The sequence below is a fragment of the Kribbella sp. NPDC050241 genome (genome assembly GCF_044459685.1).
Classification (GTDB): domain Bacteria; phylum Actinomycetota; class Actinomycetes; order Propionibacteriales; family Kribbellaceae; genus Kribbella.
In genome coordinates, this window is record NZ_JBITJE010000003.1 from 540,345 (window position 1) to 561,770 (window position 21,426).

The window sequence follows — 21,426 nt, forward strand, 5'->3', positions numbered from 1 at the left end:
TTCGGAACAGCACTGTGTTATCAGTACCGCTGTGGCTCAGCTCACTCGCCCCGCCGGTCAGGCCGCCGGTGCGAGCTTGGTGAGACCGTTGATGATCTTGTCCATCACGTCCCCGTCACGCGGGTCGGTGAGGTTCGCGAGCAACTTCAAGGTGAACTTCATCAGCGTGGTGCGCGGCAGACCGTACTTCGTGCACAGCCGCATCACCTCCGGATTTCCGATCAGCTTCACGAAGATCCGGCCGAGTGTGTAATAGCCGCCGTACTCCTGCTTCAGCGCCTTCGGGTACGCCGTCAGCGCACGCTCGCGCTGGTTCGGCTGCCGGCGCAGTGCCTGGGCGGCGACCTCGGCGGCGAACGCCCCGGACTCCATCGCGTACGGGATGCCCTCGCCGTTGAACGGGTTGACCATGCCGCCGGCGTCGCCGAGCAGCATCAGGCCGCGGGTGTAGTGCGGCTGCCGGTTGAAGCCCATCGGCAGCGCGGCACCACGGATCGGGATGGTCTGGAACTCGTCGCGGAACTGCCACTCCTCCGGCGTGTTCTTCAGCCACTGCTTGAGCAGGTCGGCGTAGTCGACCTTGCCGAAGGCGTCGGAGGTGTTCAGGATGCCGAGACCGACGTTGACCGTGCCGTCGCCCATCCCGAAGATCCAGCCGTACCCGGGCAGCAGCACGCGGCCACCGGGCTGCTTCGGGTCGTCGGCCCACAGCTCGAGCCAGGACTCCAGGTAGTCGTCGTTGGTCCGCGGGCTGGTGAAGTACGTCCGGACCGCGACGCCCATCGGGCGGTCGTCGCGCTTGTGCAGGCCCATCGCGATGCTCAGCCGCGACGAGTTGCCGTCGGCGGCCATCACCAGCGGCGCCCGGAACTCCAGGTCGTCTCCGGCCCGCCGGCCGTTGTCGTCCATCGGCTTCGCGGTGACGCCGACGATGTGACCCCGGTCGTCCAGGATCGGGCCGCTCACGTTGGTCCGCTCACGCAGCCGCGCCCCGGCCTTCACGGCCTGCCGGGCGAGCATGTCGTCGAAGTCCATCCGGTTCCGGGTCAGCCCGTAGTTCGGGTGGCTGGACAGGTCCGGCCAGTCCAGTTGCAGGACATGCCCGGAGCCCTGGATGCGGAGGCCGTAGTTGCGGATCCAGCCGGCCTCTTCGGAGATGTCGATGCCCATGTTGATGAGCTGCTTGGTGCCGCGCGGGGTGAGCCCGTCGCCGCACACCTTCTCGCGCGGGAAGGCCGTCTTCTCCAGCAGCAGGACGTCGAGGCCGGCGTTGGCCAGGTGGTACGCGGCGGCCGAGCCTGCGGGTCCGGCGCCGACGACGATCACATCGGCGGTCTCGGCCTGCTGCCCGTGCGGCACGCTCTGGCTCATCTCGATTCCCGGCCTGATTTGGGGGCTGTGCGCTCGTGAAGGGATTCACTAAGCCTCGTCACCCGACAGTCTAGGACTGCCTGACGCGGACACGAAACCGGCCCTGACTCCCTTGCCTGCAAGCAAATTACGCGCAGACCTTCTTGCGTAATTACACGGGCTTGACCGCCCGGTGGATGGCGACCAGACCACCGGTCAGGTTGCGCCACTGGACCCGGGTCCAGCCCGAGGCCTCGATGGTCCTGGCCAGCGGTTCCTGGCCCGGCCAGGCGCGGACCGACTCGGCCAGGTACTCGTACGCGTCCGGGTTGGTCGACACCGCCTTCGCGACCACCGGCACCGCCCGCATCATGTACTCCAGGTAAGCGATCCGGAACGGCTTCCAGGTCGGGTGCGAGTTCTCCAGTACGACGAGCCGTCCGCCCGGCCGGGTCACCCGCAGCATCTCCTGGAGGGCGACCGTGACGTCGTTCACGTTCCGCAGTGCCCAGGAGATCGTCACCACGTCGAACGTCGAGTCGGCGAACGGCAGCCGCAGCGCGTCCCCGGCGATCAGGTCGAGGTCCGGGTAGCGGCGCTTGCCGACCCGCAGCATCCCGACCGAGAAATCGCACGACACGACCTCGGCGCCGGCCTCCCGCAACCTGATGCTGGACGCGCCGGTCCCGGCGGCCAGGTCGAGGATCCTCATGCCCTTGCGCGGCGCGATCTCGGCCAGCGTCTGTGGCCGCCAGTAATGCTTCTCCAGACCCATCGTCGCCACCGCATTGGTCCGGTCGTACCCCTCGGCCACGTTGTCGAACATGGCCGCCACGGCCTGTGGTTCCTTGGTCAGATCTGCGCGGGTCACTTGTCTAGTTGATCACGGGTCCGATGGGCGCCGAAACTCGCTGGACATCGGGCAGGCATACGCTTGCATCTCGTGAGTGCATCTCCAGTACGCAGACCGGCCACCGTGATCCGGGGCCGGAGCGCTAGCGAGGGGTGGAGCCGTGAGCTTGTCTGACCCGGTCCGATCCGGTCATCAGCCGGCACCGCATCTGGTGATCCGCAGCCAGCCCGTCGACGAAGTGTCGGCGCAGCTGATGGACCATCTGCCCACCGAGGGCGGCCTGGCCTGGGTACGACGTGGCGACGGCCACGTCGGCTGGGGCGTCGCGGCCCGCCTCGATGTTGCCGGCAGCAACCGCTTCCAGGACGCGGTGTCCTGGTGGAAGGAGCTGGTCGCGGCCGCCGTGATCCGCGACGAGGTCGGCGTACCAGGATCGGGACTGGCCTGCTTCGGGTCGTTCGGGTTCACCGACCAGGACCCGAGTGAGCTGGTCGTTCCCGAGGTGATCGTCGGCCGCCGCGGCGGCACCACCTGGGTGACCACGATCTCGCCTGCCAGCTCGCTGACCGCGCCGCCCGAGCTGGTCGCGAACGAGCCGAACCCGGTGTACGACGTGACGTTCTCCGACGGAGCCCGGTCCGGAACGGACTGGTCGAGCATCGTCGCGGACGCGGTGCAGCGGATCACGGCCGGTGAGCTGGACAAGGTGGTGCTCGCCCGCGACCTGATCGCGATCGCCGAGCAGCCGATCGACCTGCGCTGGCCGTTGCGCCGGCTCGCCGCGGCGTACCCGAACTGCTGGACGTTCTCCGTCGACGGCCTGATCGGTGCCACCCCGGAGCTGCTGGTCCGGCGGGAGAAGGGCCTGATCACGTCCCGCGTGCTGGCCGGCACGATCCGCCGTACCGGGGACGACGCGCACGACCTGGCGCTGGCCGCATCGCTGGCCCGGTCGAGCAAGGACCTCGAGGAGCACGAGTACGCCGTACGGTCGGTGGCCGAGGCGCTCAAGCCGCACTGCAAGTCCATGCAGGTGCCCGAGACCCCGTTCGTCCTGCACCTGCCGAATGTGATGCATCTCGCCTCGGACGTGGCCGGTGTCGCGGCGAACGGGGCGTCCGCGCTCGGCCTCGCCGCCGCGCTGCACCCGTCCGCGGCGATCTGCGGTACGCCGACACCGGTCGCCCGCAACCTGATCGGTGAGATCGAGGGGATGCAGCGCGGCCGGTTCAGCGGACCGGTCGGATGGATGGACGCGGCCGGCGACGGCGAGTGGTGCATCGCACTGCGCTGTGGCCAGGCCGACCCTGACAACCCACGCCGGATGCGGCTCTTCGCCGGCGCGGGCATCGTGGCGGGCTCCGATCCCGTCGCCGAGCTGGCGGAAACGAACGCCAAGCTGGTTCCGATGAGAGACGCGTTGGGAGACTGATGAAGCTCACGAAGTTCACGCATGCCTGTGTGCGGATCGAGAAGGACGGGAAGGTGCTGCTGGTCGATCCGGGGTCGTTCAGTGAGGACGCCGCGTTCGAGCGGGCCGACGCGATCCTGGTCACGCACGAGCACCAGGACCACATCGACATCGATCGGGTGAAGGCGCTGGACGCGCCGGTCTACACCAACTCGAGCGTCGCTGAGCAGTTGACCGACCTGGGTGATCGGGTGAACGTGGTGGCCGGCGGGCAGTCCTTCGAGGCGGCCGGGTTCCGGGTCAGTGCCTATGGCAAGGACCACGCGGTGATCCTGCCGGAGCTGGGCGTTCCGTGCGAGAACATCGGCTTCCTGATCGAGGACGCGGTGTACCACCCGGGCGACTCGTTCACCCAGCCGGATCGCGCCGTCCACACCAACCTGGTGCCGATCTCCGGCCCGTGGTTCGCGCTTCCGCCGGCCGTCGGCTACGCCCGCGAGATCAAGTCCGAGCAGCTCGTCGGCATCCACGACGCTCTGCTCAGCCAGCTCGGCCTCGGCATGATGGGCCGCTTCCTCAACTCCGACGAGCGCCCGTACCACGGCCTCGCCCCGGGCGACACGCTCGAGATCAACTGACGACGAACCACCGCAGGTCCAGCACGTCAGGTGAAGGTATGGCCGACGAAGTCCTGGACGGGGTGGAAGCCGATGGCGGCGTAGATCTTGTTGGAGGTGGGATTGGCGAGGTCGGTGAACAGGCAGACCTCGTCGCCCGCCTCCCGCAGGCGCCGCGAGACCTCGGCGGTCAGAGCGCTGGCGTAGCCGCGGCCGCGTGACTCCGGTGGAGTGTAGACCGGCCCGATCCGGACGGCGCCGAACATCGGGCTCTGGTGCCCGACCAGGCTCACGAGGCGACCTTCGTCCTCCCACACCCACAGGCGTCCGCGCTCGATCCGCTGCTCAAGCCAGCGCCGGTCCTCCGCCGCGCCTTCCGCCACGTGACCGGCCTCGGCACGGTAGGCGCCGAACGTCGGCGTGAGCACCGCAAGGTCCGTCTCCGCCGCCGGCCGCGGCGCACCGTCCGCCTTCTGCTCGACGAACCGGCCGAGCTTGTGCAGCCGGCTCCGCTCGACTTCGCGCGAACTTCTGCCGGTCCGCGCGGAGTACAGCTCGGCGAACAAGGGCACCGCATCCTCCCGGCCAGTGACGCCGATCGAGTGCGGCGCCGCCTCGGCCAGCGGATCGGCCACGACCGGCACGAGCTCGGCGGGCAGATTACCCAGGAGGATCCCGCGCAACGCCGTACCCAGGACCGCGCCGACCACCTCGTCGCCGTCATGTACCGAGACGAACACCGGTGGCTCAGGATCGGCCAGGATGCCGCGGATCCGGTCCTCGGTACCGGTCAGCAGCGCCGAGTTGAGCACTGGATCGCGTTGCAGGAAAGGGAAGACGAGGTCCTTGAACACCGCCGGATCACCTGTGCTTCGGGCGATCACGCGGCGAACTCCACGTCGACGAAGTCGGCCACCGGGCGGTAGCCGGCCTGGTGGTAGATCTTGTTGGACGTCGGGTTCGACAGATCGGTGTAGAGGCACGCCTGGTTGCCCTGGGCAAGGATCAGCGCGGACACGTGACTGGTGAGCGCCCCCGCGTACCCGTGCCGGCGCTGGTCGAGCGGGGTGTAGACCGGGCCGATCCGGCTCACCCCGAATGTCGGAAGGCGGTAGCCGACCATGCTCACCGGCTCACCGTCGGCTTCCCAGATCCACAGGGTCTCCTGGTCCAGGTGTTGCTCGGCCCACTCCCGGTAGCCGGTACGCAGCTCGTGCGGAAACCCGTCGACTCCCCAGGCGCCGACCAGGTCGAGCTCGTCCGCGCGCATCAGTCGCGGATGGCCGGCGTCTGCGGTCAGTGGCGTGAGGGTGCCCAGCTTGTGTAGCCGGGTCGCCATGGTCTCGGTCGCCCGACCGCCGCGCAGTTCACACCATCGCTGCCCGAACCGCGTGGCCGCGGGCCGATCGCCCGCGACACCGTCCAGTTCCGGCAGTACGTCGGCGTACGCCTCGGCCACCGGCTCCGCGAGGTCGGCTCGCAGCGCGCCGAGGTAGACCGCCCGCCCCGGGGTCCGCATTGCCGCCCCGACCACGTCACCGTCATGCACCGAGACGAAGTACGACGGCCCGGACTCGGCGCGGGCAGTGCCGGTCGCGCGCCGGCGGACGTTGCTCAGGATGAGGGTGTGCAGCACCGGATCGCGTTGCAGGAAAGGGAAGACGGTCTGCTCGAACGCGGCCGCATCGGTCGTCACACGCACATCCATGCTCCGGGAGACTACGCCTTGACCGCTGTTCAGGTCGCCCGGATTTACACTGCGAGCATGTCCACCACGCGGTTGCTGTTGCTCGGGGTCGTGCGGATCTTCCAGCCGGCCTACGGCTATCAGTTGCGTCGTGAGTTGCTCACCTGGGACGTGGAGCAGTGGGCCAACATCAACCCGGGCTCGATCTACACCGGGCTGCGGACGCTGGCCAAGCACGGCTACCTGCAGGAGCTCGAGGAGAGTGACCAGCGGCCGGGCCGCACCTCCTACAAGCTGACGAGCGACGGCGAGACGGAGTACTTCTCGCTGCTGCGCGGCATGCTCTGGACGGTCGACAGCTTCCACCCCGACAAGATGCAGGCGGCGCTGGCCTTCCTCTGGTCGCTGCGCCGGGACGAGGTCCTGGCCGCCCTCGAGGCCCGCGTCGCCCAGGTGGAGTCGTGGCTCAAGGCCGAGCCGTTCTCCGAACGCCAGATCCTCGAGGACCCCGCCACCCCCAACCACGTGGTCGAGATGTTCCGCATCTCGACCGCCCGGGACAAGGGCGAGCTGGAGTGGACCCGGGAGTTCCACCAACGCGTCGCCGACGGCGCCTACGCGTTCGCCGGCGAACCCACCGACTGGGAACCGTACCCCGGCATGGTCACCCACTGGCGCGAGATCCCCGACCGCTCCGGCGACGGCCCGGACCGCTCCGGGAAATGACCTGGTTCGAGTTTTAATCAACATTGACTAGTCAATGTTGATCACTCAGACTGTCCGCATGATGATCGAAGCTCGCGGACTTGTCCGCACCTTCAAGACCAAACGCGGGCCGGTGCAGGCCGTGCAGGGGGTTGATCTGGATGTCGCCGACGGGGAGATCGTCGGCTTTCTCGGCCCGAACGGGGCCGGCAAGACCACCACGCTGCGGATGCTGGCCACGCTGATCCAGCCGACCAGCGGGACCGCGACGGTGGCCGGCTGCGACCTGGCCAAGGACCCGGTCGGCGTACGTCGTGGGATCGGCTACGTGCCGCAGAGTGGGTCGACACTGCCCGAGGCGATCGCCGGGGACGAGGTCGTCGACCACGCCCGGCTGTACGGCGTACCGAAGGCCAAGGCCGCCGCGGACGGTCAGCGGCTGTTCGAGGAGATGGATCTGCCCGGGCTGTGGCGGCGGCAGTGCAAGACGCTGTCCGGCGGCCAGCGGCGCCGGCTCGACATCGTGATGGGGCTGATCCACGAGCCGAAGCTGATCTTCCTGGACGAGCCGACCACCGGCCTCGACCCGCAGGCGCGGGCGAACCTGTGGGAGCACATCCGCAGCCTGCGCGATCGCGGCGCAACGATCTTCCTCACCACCCACTACCTGGACGAGGCGGACGCGCTGTGCGACCGGATCCTGGTCATCGACCACGGCAAGATCGTTGCCGCCGGCACCCCTGAGGCGCTGAAGCAGCAGGTCTCCGGCGACGCGGTCCGGCTCAGTCTGGCCGATGCAGGCCGGGCGCCGACGGTGAGCAAGATCGTCAGCGAACTGGACGGTGCGGTCGAGGTGGAGACCGACGGCGACGTGGTCGGCTTCCGGATCCCGCGCGGCGGGTCGGTGCTGCCCGGGCTGCTCCGCTCGATCGATGCCCAGGGCATCGAGCTGCAGGGGGTCGAGGTGCACCGTCCGACGCTGGACGACGTGTTCCTGAGCATGACCGGCCGGTCGTTGCGCGACGAGGACATCACCCCGGCCCAGACCGAGGAGAAGCAGGAGGCGGTGGCATGACCACGCTTCGCGAGACCTGGATCGTGTTCCACCGGGCCATGCGGCTGTCGCTGCGGAACCCGATGTGGTCGATCCTGATGCTCAGCCAGCCGCTGATGTACCTGTTCCTGTTCGGCCCGCTGCTGAAGCCGATCACCGCGCAGATCAGCCAGGGCGCGACCACCAACGCCTACCAGGTGTTCATCCCGGGCCTGATCGTCCAGCTCGGCATGTTCGGTGCGATGTTCGTCGGCTTCGGCCTGATCGCGGAGTACCGGGCCGGTGTGATCGAGGCCGACCGGGTGACGCCGGCGTCTCGCATCGCCCTGATGGCAGGCCGGGTACTGCGTGACGTCGTCGTACTCGTGGTCCAGTCCATCCTCCTGCTCGTCGCGGCAATCCCCCTCGGCCTGCGCGCACCGTGGAGCGGTGTACTGCTGTCGCTGGTGATCGTCGCCCTGCTCGGCGCGACGTTCGCCTCGCTGTCGTACTCCGTCGCGCTCATCACGAAGAGCGAGGACGCACTGGCCCCGCTGCTCAACGGAATCGCGATGCCGTTGCTGCTGCTGTCCGGCATCCTGCTGCCGATGCAGATCGGCCCGACGTGGCTGCAGCGGCTGTCCGACATCAGCCCGCTGAAGCACGTGGTGAACGGCGTCCGTTCGCTGTTCCGCGGCGACATCAGCAGCTCGTCGTCGCTGTGGGGCCTGTTCTGGGTCGTGCTGTTGACGGTGGTCGGACTAGCCGTCGGAGCCCGCACCTTCCGCAAGGAATCCGCCTGACGCAAGTTGTTGTTCATCGGGGAGTTGCCCGGTCTGCCTAACCTCCGGCTGTGCGCTCGCCGATGATCCGTGGAGTGGTCGGCTCCGCCGTCGTCGCCGTCGCGAGTCTGGTGACCTCGGTGGTGCCGCCCTCGTCGTGGGTGGCGGAGCTGCCGATCACCGGCGACCTGCGGACCACTCTGGCCGGCCGGATGGTCGGACTCACCTTCATGGTGGCCGGGCTCGGGCTGATGGCCTGGGCCTGGCTGTCGGCGGGGCACCAGGTGATGACTGGGCAGCGCACACCATTGCTGCGGATGGCGGCGTACTGGAGTGCACCGCTGCTGCTGATCCCGCCGCTGTTCAGCCGGGACGCCTGGAGCTACGCCGCGCAGGGCGCACTGGTGGCCGAGGGGTACAACCCGTACGAGGTCGGCCCCGGCGTACTGTCCGGCCACATCGTCGAAGCGGTCGATCCGATGTGGATGCAGACTCCGGCGCCGTACGGGCCGCTGCCACTCGCGTACGGCGGCCTGATGGCCCACCTCACGATGGATCCGTACGTCCTGATGCTGGCCCACCGGCTCCTCGCTGTCCTGGGCATCGTGCTGATCGCTTGGTCCGTGCCACGGCTGGCGACGGCCTGCCGCGTCGATCCGGCGATCGCCACCTGGCTGGTGGTTGCCAACCCGATGCTGATCACGCATGGCATCGGCGCCGCGCACAACGACATTCTGATGCTCGGACTGGCCTGCAGCGCCTTCGCTCTGGCCCTCACCGGCCGCTGGGGTACGGCGGCTGTGATCGCAGGTGCTGCGGCTGCGGTGAAGCTACCTGGTGGGCTCGTGGTCATCGCCATCGCCGCTGTGATGAGTCCGCTGGCCGGACGGGCGCTCCGCTTCGCCAGTCTGGTGATTGCCGGCGCGGTGTCGGTTCTCACGCTGATGACGATCGGCGAACTGACCGGTGTGGGCTCCGGGTGGCTGGGTGCGCTCGACGTACCTGGGCTGGTCCGCTCGCCGTTCTCCATCGCGAATCTGATCGGCATGGCGGCGTCCGGCGTACTGGAGTGGCTGGGCGAGGACACCGCCGCGCAGCAGTCGCTCCAGATCGTCCGACTGGTCGGCATGGTTCTTGCTGTCACGCTGATCGCCGTACTGAGCCTGCGGTCGTCCATCCATCACGCTGCGCGGGCTGTCGGCATTGCCCTGCTGGCGGTGGTCCTGCTGGGGCCGACGGCGCACGACTGGTACTTCCTGTGGTGTCTGCCGTTCCTGGCCGTTGCCCGGCCTGGCCGGCGGTTGACCACCACCATCACCGCGGTCAGTCTGATCTTCACCATCGCCGCGCCACTCAACTCGTCGCTGCGCGGTGCGACCATCCCGATCCTCACCACCACGGCGCTGGCGATCGCAACCATCGCGCCGCTGCTCAACCACTTGCGCACGCTGCAGCCCTCGAAGAAGGCCCGGGTCGCGGTTACTGCTGGCTGAGTGCTGCCACCAGCGCCTCGGTGACCGGGCGGTGGGTGGTGCGCGGGATCCGGGCTTCGACAACGTCCAGACCGGCGACTGTGCGGGTCAGGGCCGTGCGGAGAGCCTCTGGCGTTTCCGCGAGCGTGTACGGCGTTTTGGTCGCGGCGCACAACGCACCGAGGTCAGTGTTGTGGGGTGTGCCGAACACCCGCTCGAAGTGGGTGGCGTGGGTCGGATCGCCCTGCTCGAGGGTGGAGAAGATGCCGCCGCCGTTGTCGTTCACCACCACGATGCGCAGGTCGGGCCGCGCCTCGTCGGGCCCGATGATCAGGCCGTTGGAGTCGTGCAGGAAGGCCAGGTCGCCGATCAGCGCGTACGTCGGCCCGGCGTTCGCGAGGGCCGCGCCGACGGCGGTCGAGATGGTGCCGTCGATGCCGGCCAGGCCGCGGTTGGCGATGGTCCGGATCGGAACCACCGGAGCGAGGTCGAGATCGCGCACCGGGTTCGAGGAGGCGACCACGAGCATGCCGTCGGCACCGACCGCCTCACCGACGATGGCGGCGACGCCCGGTCCGGTCAGGCCGTCCGTCACGACCTTGTCGATCGCCGGGCGGGCCAGTTGGTCCGCACGCTGCCAGCGCTCCAGCCAGTCGGTGGTGTCTGCGCCGGTGACCTCCAGCCCGGTGACGACAGACGCGGCGCGGCGGGCCGGGTCCGGCCACGGCCCGGTCGGTGAGACTACGACCACCTCGACGTCCGGACGGGCCAGCAGCTTGGAGACCGGCCGGGACAGCGTCGGGTGCCCGAACACCAGCACCCGCTGGATCTCGCCCGCCAAAGCGTTGGCCTGCAGCAACAACCGGTACGCCGAGATGACCGCCGGACCGATCCGTGCCCGGCTGGACGGCTCGGCGAACAACGGCCACTGACCCGCCTCTGCCACCAGCCGCGCCGCCTGCGACGCACCATCGCCTGCGACCACCACCGTCTTCGGGCCGGGCGATACCGCCGTCGGCGGTCCGCCGGCCGCGTGCACGGCGGTCCAAGGCCCGGTACTACGACCAGCCAGCGACTCCGGCCAGTCGGGACCGTCGGTGGGCACCAGCGGTTCTGACAGCGGGCAGTTGAGCTGCACCGGGCCCGGATCGGCAGACCGTGCTCCCACCGCGTTGGCCACGGCGCGGGCAACCTGTGAGCGCCAGTAGGCCACCTGCCCGACCTCACGTACCGGCGTACCCATCTCGTGGAACAGCCGCACGGCGGAGCCGAACACCTTCAACTGATCCGTCGTCTGGTTCGCTCCGCTCCCCCGCAGCGCCGGCGGGCGATCCGCACTCAGGACGATCAAGGGCAGGCCGCTGTGCGACGCCTCGAGGACTGCCGGGTGCAGGTTGGCGACCGCGGTGCCGGAGGTTGTCACCACCGGTACCGGCAGTCCGGTCCCGCGGATCAGGCCGATCGCGAGGAAGCCCGCCGTCCGCTCGTCGATCCGGACGTGCAGTCGCAGTCGTCCCTCCCGGTCCGCAGCGGCGAACGCCAACGCCAGCGGGGCGCTGCGCGAGCCGGGGGCGACCACAGCCTCGCGCACACCGTTCCGGATCAGCTCGTCGACCACCACCGTCGCGAACGCTGTGGACGGGTTCATCCAGCACTCCTCTTCTGCACACGGGTCATGCGTTCCTCCCACACTGCGGTTCTGGTCGCATCCGCACGGGCCGCGGCCAGCCGCGCCGCGTCCGGCTGCACGCGTCTGACCGGCAGGAGGCCGTCCACCGGCAGCAGCGGCTCCGCGACGACCTCACTGGTGAACATCGACACCGTGGCGAGGCCGCATGCGTAGGGCAGGTCCGGAAGGGCGGCAGCCAGTGCGACGCCGGCGGCGATCCCCACTGACGTTTCCAGTGCGGACGACACCACCACAGGTAGTCCGATCTGCTCGGCGATCTCCAAGCAGGCACGGACTCCGCCGATCGGCTGCACCTTGAGTACGGCGATGTCCGCCGCCTCCAGCTTCTTCACCAGCAGCGGGTCTTCGGCTCGCCGGATCGATTCGTCCGCTGCCACTGGTACGTCGGTACGCCGTCGTACCGCGGCCAGGTCCTCCACGGCGGCACACGGCTGCTCGACGTACTCCAGGTCGAAGCGGGCCAGCTCCTTCAGGCTCTTCACAGCCTCGTCCACGGTCCAGGCGCCGTTGGCGTCGATCCGCACGCGGCCCGCGCCGATGGCGTCCCGCACCGCCTCCACCCGCTCCAGGTCGTCCGCCAGCGTCTGCCCCGGCTCGGCCACCTTCACCTTGGCCGTGCCACATCCGGACGCCCGGACGATCTCCGCCGCCTTCGACGGACCGATCGCCGGCACCGTGCAGTTCACGGGTACGACGTCCCGCACCGGCGCCGGCCAGCCGTCGACAGCCGCCTCGCGGGCAGCCCGCAGCCAGGAAACGCAGGTGGCGTCGTCGTAGTCCAGGAACGGGCTCCACTCGGCCCAGCCCGCCGGGCCCTCGAACAGCATGCCTTCGCGCACGGTGATGCCACGGAACTTGTTCTTCAGGCCGATCGAGTACGTGATCACCGCACGGTCTCCAGCAGCCCCTGCCGATCGACCTTGCCCGAGGCAAGCATCGGCAAGGTGTCCAGGGCAACCACCTGGCGTGGCGCCCAGGTCCGCGGCAGTGCCTCCGCTACGAAGTCACGCAGCTCGTCGCGGCCGGGCTCTCCGACGACGAAGGCGACCACTCTGGTCCCCCACTCCGCGTCTGGCACTCCCAGCACTACGGCGTCCTTCACGCCCGGATGCTCCAGTAGCCGCGCCTGGACGGTGGTCAGGGTGACGTTGACCCCGCCGGAGATCACCACGTCGTCGATCCGGCCGATGATGCGCAGGCGGCCGTCCACGATCTCGCCGCGATCCTGCGTCCGGAACCAGCCGTCCCGCAGCACCTCCGCGGTCAGCTCCGGCTGCAGCCGGTACCCCGAGAACAGCGTGGTGCCCTTGATCAGGACCCGCCCGTGGTCCAGCGCGATCGACGTACCGTCCAGCGGCTCACCGGCGTACACACAGCCACTGCCGGTCTCGGTCATCCCGTACGCCGGGATCGCCGTGACGCCGGCCTCGGCGGCACGAGCCTTCAGCGGAGCCGGACTGGCGGCACCACCGATGATGATGGCGTCGAACGACCGCAGCGCGTCCAGATCGGTGTCCAGGTAGCGCGCTAGCTGCGTCGGAACCATCGCGGTGTAGCGGCGTGGGCCGGTCATCGACGCGGCCGCCTCGGTGAAGCTCTCGCCGAGCATCACTGGTGTTTGGCCGGCCACCACCGAGCGGGTGAGGATCTGCAGGCCGCCGACGAAGTACGGCTTCATCGGGAGCAGCCACTGCCCCGGTCCGCCGAGGCGGGCGTGCGTGGCGATCGCGGACGCGAGCAGGGCGTCGCGGGAGAGCAGTACACCCTTGGGCTCACCGGACGACCCGGATGTGGTTAGCACCACAGCGCAGCCGTCCTCCAGCGGCTCGTCCGGTGCGGCTGCCTGCCTGACGCGGGCGGCCGCGGCCGGATCGGACGGTACTGGAGCGAACGGCGTACCAGTGCCATCCAGTACGCCGCTCAACGCGGACAACACGGCATCCGGTGTACCGGGGACCAGGCGCAGGCTAGACATGTCACTCCGAGCGTACGGCCCGGCTTCGGACCTTCGACTCGCGGCTGACAGAATCGACGGTCATGGCCACCCCTGCCCAGTGGATCGAAGGCGCGCGCCCACGCACGCTGCCCGCCGCGATCTCCCCTGTCCTCGTCGGAACCGGTGCGGCCGCGTACCTGGACGGCTTCGTCTGGTGGAAGGCGCTGCTCGCGCTCGGAGTCGCTCTGACACTGCAGATCGGCGTCAACTACGCCAACGACTACAGCGACGGCATCCGCGGCACCGACGAGAACCGGGTCGGCCCACTGCGCCTGGTCGGCTCCAAGGTCGCCACTCCGGGACAGGTGAAGACCGCAGCCTTCACCTGCTTCGGCGTGGGCGCCGTACTCGGGGTCATCCTGTCCGCCACCTCCAACTGGTGGCTGCTGGTCGCTGGGGCGGCGTCGCTACTCGGTGCTTGGTTCTACACGGGCGGGAAGAGGCCGTACGGGTACCGCGCGCTGGGTGAGGTCAGCGTCTTCCTCTTCTTCGGGCTGGTCGCCGTACTGGGTACGACGTACGTCCAGGCGGAGACGCTGAGCTGGACGGCCGTGGCCGGTGCGGTCTCGATCGGGTCGATCGCCTGCGCCCTCCTGGTCGCCAACAACCTCCGCGACATCCCCACCGACACCGTCACCGGCAAACGCACCCTCGCCGTAGTCCTCGGCGCCGCAAACTCCCGCCGCCTGTACGCCGCCCTCGTAGTACTGGCGTTCGTCCTGGCAGCCGCCTCCGCAATCGCAACCCCTTGGACCCTCCTGGCCTTCATCGCCATCCCCCTGGCCGTCCAGTCCATCCGAGTAGTCCTCAGCGACGCAGTAGGCCCAGCCCTCATCCCCGTCCTCAAAGGCACCGGCCTCACCGAACTCCTCTACGCCCTCGGCCTAGCCATCGGCCTCGCCCTCGGTGGCTGATGGCCTGCAGGTCCCGGCAAGGCTTACGTGGGGTCGGACCTCGTCAGCCGCAGGCCGGTGAAGATGGCGGTGATCAAGGTGACGGCGCCGGCAACGATGAAGGTCCTGTCGAGGCCGGATTCGAAGGAGCCGCCGCCGGATTCCCTGGTGCGGACGATGGCTCCGAGCAGCGCGACGCCGAGCACCGCGCCGATCTGCCGGGTGGTGCTGCTGATCCCCGAGGCGAGGCCCCCCTCCTGCGGGCTGACCGCCTGGATGGCGGCGCCGGTCAGCGGGGACATCGTCAACGCGAAGCCGATGCCGACGACTGCAAGCCGCCACCACACATTCCCGTAGCCGGTGTCCGCGTGCACCATGCCCAGGGTCAGCAGCCCGATCCCGGCCACCGCGAGCCCGATGGTGACCACGATCCGGAATCCGTACCGCGCGGCGAGTCGGCCTGCGTACGGGCTGACGAAGACCATCGCGAGTGAGGTGGGCAGGGTCTGCAGGCCGGCCAGCAGAAGCGAGCTGCCCTGCACGTACACGAAGAACTGGGAGAAGAAGAACGACGAGCCCATCAGCGCGAACCCGACCACGACCATCGCCGTGTTGGCCGCAGTGAACAGCCGCTGCCGGAACAGCCGCAGCGGCAACATCGGCGCCACCCGACGGCCTTCGACTGCGACGAAGCACGCGAGCAGCACGGTCGCGGCGGCGAAGCTGCCCAAGATCACTGGCGACGTCCAGCCGCGGGACCCGCCCTCGATCAGCCCGTAGGTCATCGCCCCTACCCCGAAGACGGACAGGATCGTCCCAGGGATGTCGACTGCGGGGGCGCTCGGATTGCGGGACTCGCCCAGGACGCGCAGACCGGCCAGCAGCAGGACGACGCCGATCGGCACGTTGACGAGGAAGATGGCCGGCCAGCCGAAGGCATCTGCCAGCACACCGCCGGCCACGGGCCCGGCGGCCAGACCGATGCCGCTGATTCCGGCCCACAGCCCGATCGCCTTGACTCGCTGCTGAGGCACGGGATACGCGGAGGCCAGCAACGCCAGGGAGGCCGGGCTGAGCGCTGCCGCACCGACCCCCTGCAACACCCGCCCGGTGATCAGCCAACCGATCGACGGTGCGAGGGAGCACAGTACGGATGCTGCGGTGAACACCGCGACACCGGCCAGATACGCCCGCTTGCGGCCGAACCGGTCGGCGAGGACTCCGCCGGACAGCAGCAGCATGGCGACCAGCAGAACGTAGGCGTCGACGATCCATTGCAGGCCGGTCAACTGGGTGTGCAGTCGTTGCTGCATGTCGGGCAGCGCCGCGCCGACGATCGTGTTGTCGAGCAGCACCATGAACTGGCCCAAGCAGGTCAGCGCGAGCAACGCTGCCCGGCTCGATCGACCCATCGGCGGTGCAGCCGTCGCAGTGTCTTCGTACGCGCTCAAGACTCGTTCCCTCTTTCACCTGTCGATGCCTAAACGCAGTCCCTGACTGCGTTAAAACACTACGGTGCTTCGTGGCGTAAACGCAACTGAGAACTGCGTTAAGGTGGAGACATGGATGATCGAGAGCGAGCCCGGCGGCCCGGCGGGCGCAGCGCTCGTGTCAGCGCGGCGGTGCACCAGGCGGTCACCGACCTGGTCGGCGAACGCGGCTACGGCAGCTTCACCGTCGCCGACATCGCCGCCCGCGCGGGCGTGGCCGACAGCAGCATCTACCGCCGGTGGGGCAGCCTGGAAACCCTGCTCACCGACGTCGCGCTCACCCGCCTCAACGCGCGATCGCCAATGCCAGACACCGGGAGCCTGGCCGGCGACCTGCGCACTTATGCGGCCGCCGTGGCCCGCGAGATCACCGGACCCGAGGGCCTGGCGGTCCTGCGCCTGACCATCGCCCTGACCGGTAGCGGCCAACAGGGCCTGCAGGCACGGGACGACTTCCTCGGCGAACGAAGGCGCCTGCTGGAGTCCATGCTCGATCGCGCCCGCGAACGCGGCGAGAACCCGCCCGACGCTCTCGACGTCCTCGACCACATCATGGCCCCGCTGTACATCCGAGTCCTGTTCGGCGCGAGCCCACTCACGCCCGATTACGTCGACGGACTGGTCGACCGATTACTGCGAGCACAACCGCCCTCACGCCGCCGAGACGAAGGAGCGCCTGCGTAGCGCGCTGGGGAAGAACTACTCGCCTGGTTCGCGCCAGCGGCCGGTGGTGGCGAAGGTTTCGAGGGTGGTGGTGTACGGCGTGATGTCGATGCCGCTCGTGCGTAGCCAGGCGTCGTCGTAGTACGTGTTGCCGTAGCGTTCGCCGCTGTCGCAGAGCAGGGTGACGATGCTGCCGCGGACGCCCGTACGCCGCATCTCCGCGGCCAGCCGGAGTGAGCCCCACAGGTTGGTGCCGGTGGAGCCGCCGACCAGCCGCCCGGTGACCCGCGAGCAGAAGCGCATCGCGGCGATCGAGGCGGCGTCGGGGACCGAGATCATCCGGTCGACCACGCCGAGGACGAACGACGGTTCGACTCGGGGGCGGCCGATGCCTTCGATCCGGGAGGGGCGGCCGGTGGAGTAGTCGTCGTCGCCGGCTTCGAATGCAGGAAAGAAGGCCGAGTTCTCCGGGTCGACGACCGCGACCGAGGTGTCGTGCCGTTGGTAGCGGACGTAGCGTCCGATGGTGGCCGACGTACCCCCGGTGCCGGCACCGACGACGATCCAGCTCGGCACCGGGTGCTGCTCCAACCGGAGCTGGTCGAAGATCGACTCCGCGATGTTGTTGTTCCCGCGCCAGTCGGTGGCCCGCTCGGCGTACGTGAACTGGTCCATGTAGTGGCCGCCGGTCTCCTCGGCCAGCCGCTTCGCCTCGCCGTAGATCTGGCCGGACCGCTCGACGAAGTGGCAGCTGCCGCCGTAGAACTCGATCAGCTCGACTTTCTCGGGGCTGGTGGAGCGCGGCATCACCGCCACGAACGGCAGCCCGAGCAGGCGGGCGAAGTACGCCTCGCTGACCGCGGTCGAGCCGCTGGACGCCTCGATCACCGTGGTGCCCTCGCCGATCCAGCCATTGCACAGTGCGTAGAGGAACAGCGAGCGGGCCAGCCGGTGCTTGAGCGAGCCGGTCGGGTGCACGGACTCGTCCTTCAGGTACAGGTCCACGCCCAGCGCGTCCGGCATCGGGAACACGTGCAGGTGGGTGTCCGCGCTCCGGTTCGCGTCGGCGTCCACGATCCGGATCGCCTCCGACACCCAGGCGCGCGCCTTGTCGTCGCGCCGGTCCACCTCACGGCACACGTCAACCTCACTCATGCGGGCCAGGCTAGGGCGTACCAGGCGATTTGAGTATTCCTACGCTGAGCAACCGGTGTCCCGGACGGAACGATGAGACCCATGGTGCCCCTGGGATTCGAGCCACACTTCTCCACCGGCGAGATCGTGCTCATCGCAACCGTCGTCGTCGCGTTCGGAGTGTTCAGCGCCCTGCCGGCGACGGCCACGCTGGCGGCGGTCGGCTACCGCAGAGGCATCCGCCACCCCGGATGGAACGCCTTCTGGTACTGGCTCTGGGGCACCGCCCTCGCGCTGGCCGGCGTGGTCGGCATCCTCTTCGTACACCCGTCCTGGTGGTCCGTCCCCCTGAGCTGGCCGCTCCCGCTCCTGCTCGCCTGGATCCTCAATCCGAAGGTACGGCGACCCAGGAGCGAGCTAGGTTGGACGGACACGAGGCCCAGTCAGCAGGGGGAACGATGAGCGAGAACGAAGAGCGCCCGACCCGGCAGCGGGTCACGCTGACCGACATCAGCTCGCGGGCGTGGGAGCACCCGGCCGACCGCGGCGCGCTGGTGGCGTTGCGGCAGCTGAAGGGGTTCGACTACCTGCTCCGGAAGATGTCCGGGATGATCAACGAGCGGGCCTTCCGGCTGCAGTTCCTCGGCGGGGCGATCCGGGTCGACGAACGGCAGTTCCCCCGGGTGCACCGCCTCTACACCGAGGCCGCCAGCACCCTCGACGTCCGCGAACTGCCCGAGCTGTACATCGCCAACAACCCGATCTGGAACGCCGTCACGATCGGCATGGACCGGCCGTTCATCGTGGTCAACAGCGCGCTGCTGCAGGGCATGGACGAGGAGGAACTGCGGTTCATCCTCGGACACGAGCTCGGCCACGCGCAGAGCGGGCACGCGCTGTACCAGTCGCTGCTGCTCTGGCTGATGCGGCTGACCGGTGCGATCAACTGGATGCCGATCGGCGCGCTCGGGATCCGCGCGATCATCGCCGCGCTGCACGAATGGTCCCGCAAGGCCGAGCTCTCCGGCGACCGGGCCGGCCTGCTGGCCGTCCAGGACCCGGCGGTCCCACTCCGCGTGCAGATGAAGCTCGCCAGCGCCGGGCAGCTCGGTGAGCTCGACACCACGGCGTTCCTCGCGCAGGGGACGGAGTACGAGAGCGCCGGCGACCTGCGCGACAGCGTGCTGAAGCTGCTGCTGCTCGAGGCGCAGTCGCACCCGATGGCCGTCATCCGCGCGCACGAGCTGCGCCGCTGGGTGGACGACGGCGAGTACACCTCGATCGTGTCCGGCACCTACCCGAAGCGCCAGGACGACGCCACCGCCTCCATGCCCCAGGAGGCCAAGAACGCGGCCAAGTCGTACTCCGACGCCTTCAGCCGCTCGCAGGACCCGCTCGCCAAGCTCCTCCGCGATCTCAGCGACGGCCTGGGCGGCGTCCGCGACTGGGTCTCGTCCAGGATCCCGCCCCGAAACTGAGTGGCGCCGGCCGCCCCGCACGCTGGATCCTGTCCTCCGTGATCGAACTACGAGACATCGGTGCGGACGACTGGAAACTGTGGCGCGACCTCCGGGTGGCCGCGCTGACGGAAGCGCCGTACGCGTTCGGCTCCCAGCTGGCCGACTGGGTCGACGCGCCCGAAGAACGCTGGCGCGAACGGCTCAGTGCACCCGGTGCCTACCAGGTGATCGCCAGTCTGGACGGTACGCCGGTCGGCATGGTCGGCGGGTTCCCCGGGGAGGAGACCGGCACGGCCGAGCTCGTGTCGATGTGGATCGCCCCGACCGGCCGGGGCCGCGGCGTCGGCGACACGCTCATCACCACCATCGCGCAGTGGGCCTCCGGCACCGGCGCCCGGGTCCTGAAGCTGTCCGTTGCGGACGGCAATGATCCGGCGCACAAGCTCTATCTCCGCAACGGTTTCGCCGACACCGACGAGCTCGGCGACCTGATGCCGGACGGCGTCCGCCGCGAGCTCGTGATGCGCAAGCAGCTCTGAGGTACGACGAAGGGCCCGCTTTCCCCTCCTCCCGTGGAAAGCGGACCCTTCGAGACTCGCGGGCTGGATCAGCCCATGTGGACCGGACCGTTCTGGTTGTCGGTGGCCAGATCCTTGTACTTGACCGACAGGCCGACCAGCGTGACCACGGCCGCGCCGAGCATCAGGAACGTCGACCACAGGAACGCGCGGGTGAAGCCGTGCGTGGTGGCGACCGCCGTGAACTGACCCTCCAACTGCTTCAGCTGAGTCGGCGACTGACCGGACTCGGCCGCCTTCTGCAGGCCTGGGGCCAGCTCGGTGAACTTGTCCTTGATCGCGCTGGTGGAGATCGTGCCCAGCAGCGCCAGGCCGATCGCACCACCGATCTGCTGGACCGTGTTCAGTACGGCGGAGCCGACACCGGAGTCCTCGTTCGCGACGCCACTGACCGCGGTCAGCGTGAGCGGCACGAAGATCAGGCCCATGCCGAACGACAGCAGCAGGATGAACGGCAGCAGATGAGTCAGGTACGACGAGTCGACGTCGAGCTGACTGAATCCGAACATCCCGCCCGAGACCAGCACCGCACCGGCACCGGCGATCCAGCGCGGGTCCATCCGGGCGATCAGCGTCGAGGCGACCTGCGCGGCCACCACGATGCCGAGGCTGAACGGCAGGAACGCGAAGCCGGTCTTCAGCGCGCTGTAGCCCATGATGTTCTGCACGAAGATGCCCAGGAAGTAGAACATCGAGAACATCGCCGCGCCGACCACCAGCATCACGAAGAAGCTGACCCCGCGGGTCCGGTTCGCGAGAATCCGGAATGGCATCAGCGGGTGCCGCGAACGGGCCTCGATCAGCAGGAAGGTCGCGATCAGCGCCAGCCCGCCGAGGATGAAGGTCAGCGTCACCGGGTCACCCCAGCCGTCCGAGGCCGCGTGGTTCAGGCCGTAGACCAGACCGGCCAGACCGACCGAGCCGGTGATCGCACCGGGCAGGTCGAACTTCCCGCTCTGCCGGGCCGACTCGCCCAGATACCGCAACGCCAGCACCGCCACGATCAGGCCGATCGGCGTGTTGATGAAGAAGGTCCACCGCCAGGACGCCTCGGTCAGCGCACCGCCGAGGATCAGGCCGACGGCCGCACCGGCCCCGGACATCGCGGCGTACACGCCCATCGCGCGGTTGCGCTCTTTGCCGGCCGGGAAGGTGGTGGTGATGAGTGCCAGCGCGTTCGGCGAGGCCGCCGCGGCGGCGACACCCTGCAGGATCCGGCTGGCCAGCAGCACGCTCTCACTCTGTGCGATGCCGCCGACGAACGACGCCGCACCGAACAGCACGACGCCGAAGATGAACACCTTGCGGCGGCCGAGGATGTCCCCGATCCGGCCGCCGAGCAGCAGCAGACCGCCGAAGGCCAGCGCGTAGGCGTTGACCACCCACGGCAGCGAGGCGTTGCTGATGCCCAGATCGGTCTGGATGTGCGGAAGGGCGATGTTGACGATGGTGCCGTCCAGCACCACCATCAACTGCGCCATGCAGATCAGCGCGAGCGCGATACCGAGGTTCCGGTGGCCGTGGGCGGTCTCCGTCACCGCGTCAACCGGCCGGCCCTCGGGCGGATCAGCTTTGACGACGTCTTCGGACATAGAACTATTCCCCTCTTGGG

The 21,426-nt window shown here is 69.1% G+C and carries 21 protein-coding genes; 11 read left to right on the plus strand and 10 right to left on the minus strand.

Annotated elements, in window-relative coordinates:
• Positions 1-57: 57 nt before the first annotated feature.
• On the minus strand, positions 58-1,371 hold the full coding sequence (locus ACIBG5_RS17270) for a geranylgeranyl reductase family protein (RefSeq protein WP_396392484.1): 1,314 nt from the start codon (positions 1,369-1,371) through the stop codon (positions 58-60).
• A 151-nt stretch (positions 1,372-1,522) separates the two neighbouring features.
• Entirely contained in the window at positions 1,523-2,221 is a 699-nt protein-coding gene (locus tag ACIBG5_RS17275) for a demethylmenaquinone methyltransferase (protein WP_396392485.1), read from the minus strand.
• A 142-nt stretch (positions 2,222-2,363) separates the two neighbouring features.
• Between ACIBG5_RS17275 and ACIBG5_RS17280 the strand changes: the two genes are divergently transcribed.
• Positions 2,364-3,635 carry an isochorismate synthase MenF gene (locus tag ACIBG5_RS17280; protein WP_396392486.1) on the plus strand — a complete coding sequence of 424 codons (1,272 nt, stop codon included), beginning with the start codon at positions 2,364-2,366 and terminating at the stop codon, positions 3,633-3,635.
• The gene (locus ACIBG5_RS17285; RefSeq protein ID WP_396392487.1) at positions 3,635-4,252 is read left to right on the plus strand and encodes an MBL fold metallo-hydrolase; all 618 of its coding nucleotides are present in this window, start codon (positions 3,635-3,637) and stop codon (positions 4,250-4,252) included. Before ACIBG5_RS17280 ends, ACIBG5_RS17285 begins: the two co-directional genes overlap by 1 nt.
• Positions 4,253-4,278: 26 nt before the next feature.
• On the opposite strand, the gene ACIBG5_RS17290 is transcribed toward ACIBG5_RS17285, so the two are convergent.
• The gene (locus ACIBG5_RS17290; protein ID WP_396392488.1) at positions 4,279-5,115 is read right to left on the minus strand and encodes a GNAT family N-acetyltransferase; all 837 of its coding nucleotides are present in this window, start codon (positions 5,113-5,115) and stop codon (positions 4,279-4,281) included.
• Entirely contained in the window at positions 5,112-5,939 is an 828-nt protein-coding gene (locus ACIBG5_RS17295) for a GNAT family N-acetyltransferase (RefSeq protein WP_396392489.1), read from the minus strand. The genes ACIBG5_RS17290 and ACIBG5_RS17295 overlap by 4 nt, the downstream gene beginning before the upstream one ends.
• A 57-nt stretch (positions 5,940-5,996) precedes the next feature.
• On the opposite strand from ACIBG5_RS17295, the gene ACIBG5_RS17300 reads away from it, so the two are divergent.
• The 4 genes from ACIBG5_RS17300 to mptB are packed head-to-tail and all read left to right on the plus strand — an operon-like array spanning position 5,997 to position 9,931.
• A complete protein-coding gene (locus tag ACIBG5_RS17300) occupies positions 5,997-6,644 on the plus strand; it encodes a PadR family transcriptional regulator (RefSeq protein WP_396392490.1) in 648 nt (215 codons plus the stop codon).
• A 58-nt stretch (positions 6,645-6,702) separates the two neighbouring features.
• Positions 6,703-7,698 (plus strand): ATP-binding cassette domain-containing protein, encoded by a 996-nt coding sequence (locus ACIBG5_RS17305; protein ID WP_396392491.1) that lies wholly within the window; start codon positions 6,703-6,705, stop codon positions 7,696-7,698.
• Positions 7,695-8,459, plus strand: coding sequence for an ABC transporter permease (locus ACIBG5_RS17310; protein ID WP_393380642.1), 765 nt, complete (start codon positions 7,695-7,697; stop codon positions 8,457-8,459). Before ACIBG5_RS17305 ends, ACIBG5_RS17310 begins: the two co-directional genes overlap by 4 nt.
• Positions 8,460-8,509: 50 nt before the next feature.
• Positions 8,510-9,931 carry a polyprenol phosphomannose-dependent alpha 1,6 mannosyltransferase MptB gene (gene mptB, locus ACIBG5_RS17315; protein ID WP_396392492.1) on the plus strand — a complete coding sequence of 474 codons (1,422 nt, stop codon included), beginning with the start codon at positions 8,510-8,512 and terminating at the stop codon, positions 9,929-9,931.
• On the opposite strand, the gene menD is transcribed toward mptB, so the two are convergent.
• The 3 genes from menD to menE are packed head-to-tail and all read right to left on the minus strand — an operon-like array spanning position 9,918 to position 13,575.
• Positions 9,918-11,558 carry a 2-succinyl-5-enolpyruvyl-6-hydroxy-3-cyclohexene-1-carboxylic-acid synthase gene (menD, locus tag ACIBG5_RS17320; protein ID WP_396392493.1) on the minus strand — a complete coding sequence of 547 codons (1,641 nt, stop codon included), beginning with the start codon at positions 11,556-11,558 and terminating at the stop codon, positions 9,918-9,920. The genes mptB and menD overlap by 14 nt on opposite strands.
• Positions 11,555-12,487 (minus strand): o-succinylbenzoate synthase, encoded by a 933-nt coding sequence (locus ACIBG5_RS17325; RefSeq protein ID WP_396392494.1) that lies wholly within the window; start codon positions 12,485-12,487, stop codon positions 11,555-11,557. Before ACIBG5_RS17325 ends, menD begins: the two co-directional genes overlap by 4 nt.
• Positions 12,484-13,575, minus strand: a complete 1,092-nt coding sequence (gene menE / locus ACIBG5_RS17330; RefSeq protein WP_396392495.1) for an o-succinylbenzoate--CoA ligase — start codon at positions 13,573-13,575, stop codon at positions 12,484-12,486. The genes ACIBG5_RS17325 and menE overlap by 4 nt, the downstream gene beginning before the upstream one ends.
• 62 nt (positions 13,576-13,637) lie before the next feature.
• Between menE and ACIBG5_RS17335 the strand changes: the two genes are divergently transcribed.
• The gene (locus ACIBG5_RS17335) at positions 13,638-14,510 is read left to right on the plus strand and encodes a 1,4-dihydroxy-2-naphthoate polyprenyltransferase (RefSeq protein ID WP_396392496.1); all 873 of its coding nucleotides are present in this window, start codon (positions 13,638-13,640) and stop codon (positions 14,508-14,510) included.
• Between the two features lie 23 nt (positions 14,511-14,533).
• Here ACIBG5_RS17335 and ACIBG5_RS17340 read toward each other — a convergent pair whose 3' ends face one another.
• The gene (locus ACIBG5_RS17340; RefSeq protein ID WP_396392497.1) at positions 14,534-15,940 is read right to left on the minus strand and encodes an MFS transporter; all 1,407 of its coding nucleotides are present in this window, start codon (positions 15,938-15,940) and stop codon (positions 14,534-14,536) included.
• 111 nt (positions 15,941-16,051) lie between these two features.
• On the opposite strand from ACIBG5_RS17340, the gene ACIBG5_RS17345 reads away from it, so the two are divergent.
• The gene (locus tag ACIBG5_RS17345) at positions 16,052-16,663 is read left to right on the plus strand and encodes a TetR/AcrR family transcriptional regulator (RefSeq protein WP_396392498.1); all 612 of its coding nucleotides are present in this window, start codon (positions 16,052-16,054) and stop codon (positions 16,661-16,663) included.
• Between the two features lie 15 nt (positions 16,664-16,678).
• On the opposite strand, the gene ACIBG5_RS17350 is transcribed toward ACIBG5_RS17345, so the two are convergent.
• Positions 16,679-17,797, minus strand: a complete 1,119-nt coding sequence (locus ACIBG5_RS17350; RefSeq protein ID WP_202867530.1) for a PLP-dependent cysteine synthase family protein — start codon at positions 17,795-17,797, stop codon at positions 16,679-16,681.
• A gap of 81 nt (positions 17,798-17,878) precedes the next feature.
• Here ACIBG5_RS17350 and ACIBG5_RS17355 point away from each other — a divergent pair, with 81 nt between their 5' ends.
• The 3 genes from ACIBG5_RS17355 to ACIBG5_RS17365 are packed head-to-tail and all read left to right on the plus strand — an operon-like array spanning position 17,879 to position 19,775.
• Positions 17,879-18,238, plus strand: coding sequence for a hypothetical protein (locus ACIBG5_RS17355; protein ID WP_360450296.1), 360 nt, complete (start codon positions 17,879-17,881; stop codon positions 18,236-18,238).
• On the plus strand, positions 18,235-19,254 hold the full coding sequence (locus ACIBG5_RS17360) for a M48 family metallopeptidase (protein WP_396392499.1): 1,020 nt from the start codon (positions 18,235-18,237) through the stop codon (positions 19,252-19,254). The genes ACIBG5_RS17355 and ACIBG5_RS17360 overlap by 4 nt, the downstream gene beginning before the upstream one ends.
• Before the next feature lie 38 nt (positions 19,255-19,292).
• A complete protein-coding gene (locus tag ACIBG5_RS17365; RefSeq protein WP_396392500.1) occupies positions 19,293-19,775 on the plus strand; it encodes a GNAT family N-acetyltransferase in 483 nt (160 codons plus the stop codon).
• A gap of 68 nt (positions 19,776-19,843) precedes the next feature.
• On the opposite strand, the gene ACIBG5_RS17370 is transcribed toward ACIBG5_RS17365, so the two are convergent.
• A complete protein-coding gene (locus ACIBG5_RS17370) occupies positions 19,844-21,406 on the minus strand; it encodes an MFS transporter (RefSeq protein WP_396392501.1) in 1,563 nt (520 codons plus the stop codon).
• Positions 21,407-21,426: the final 20 nt, after the last annotated feature.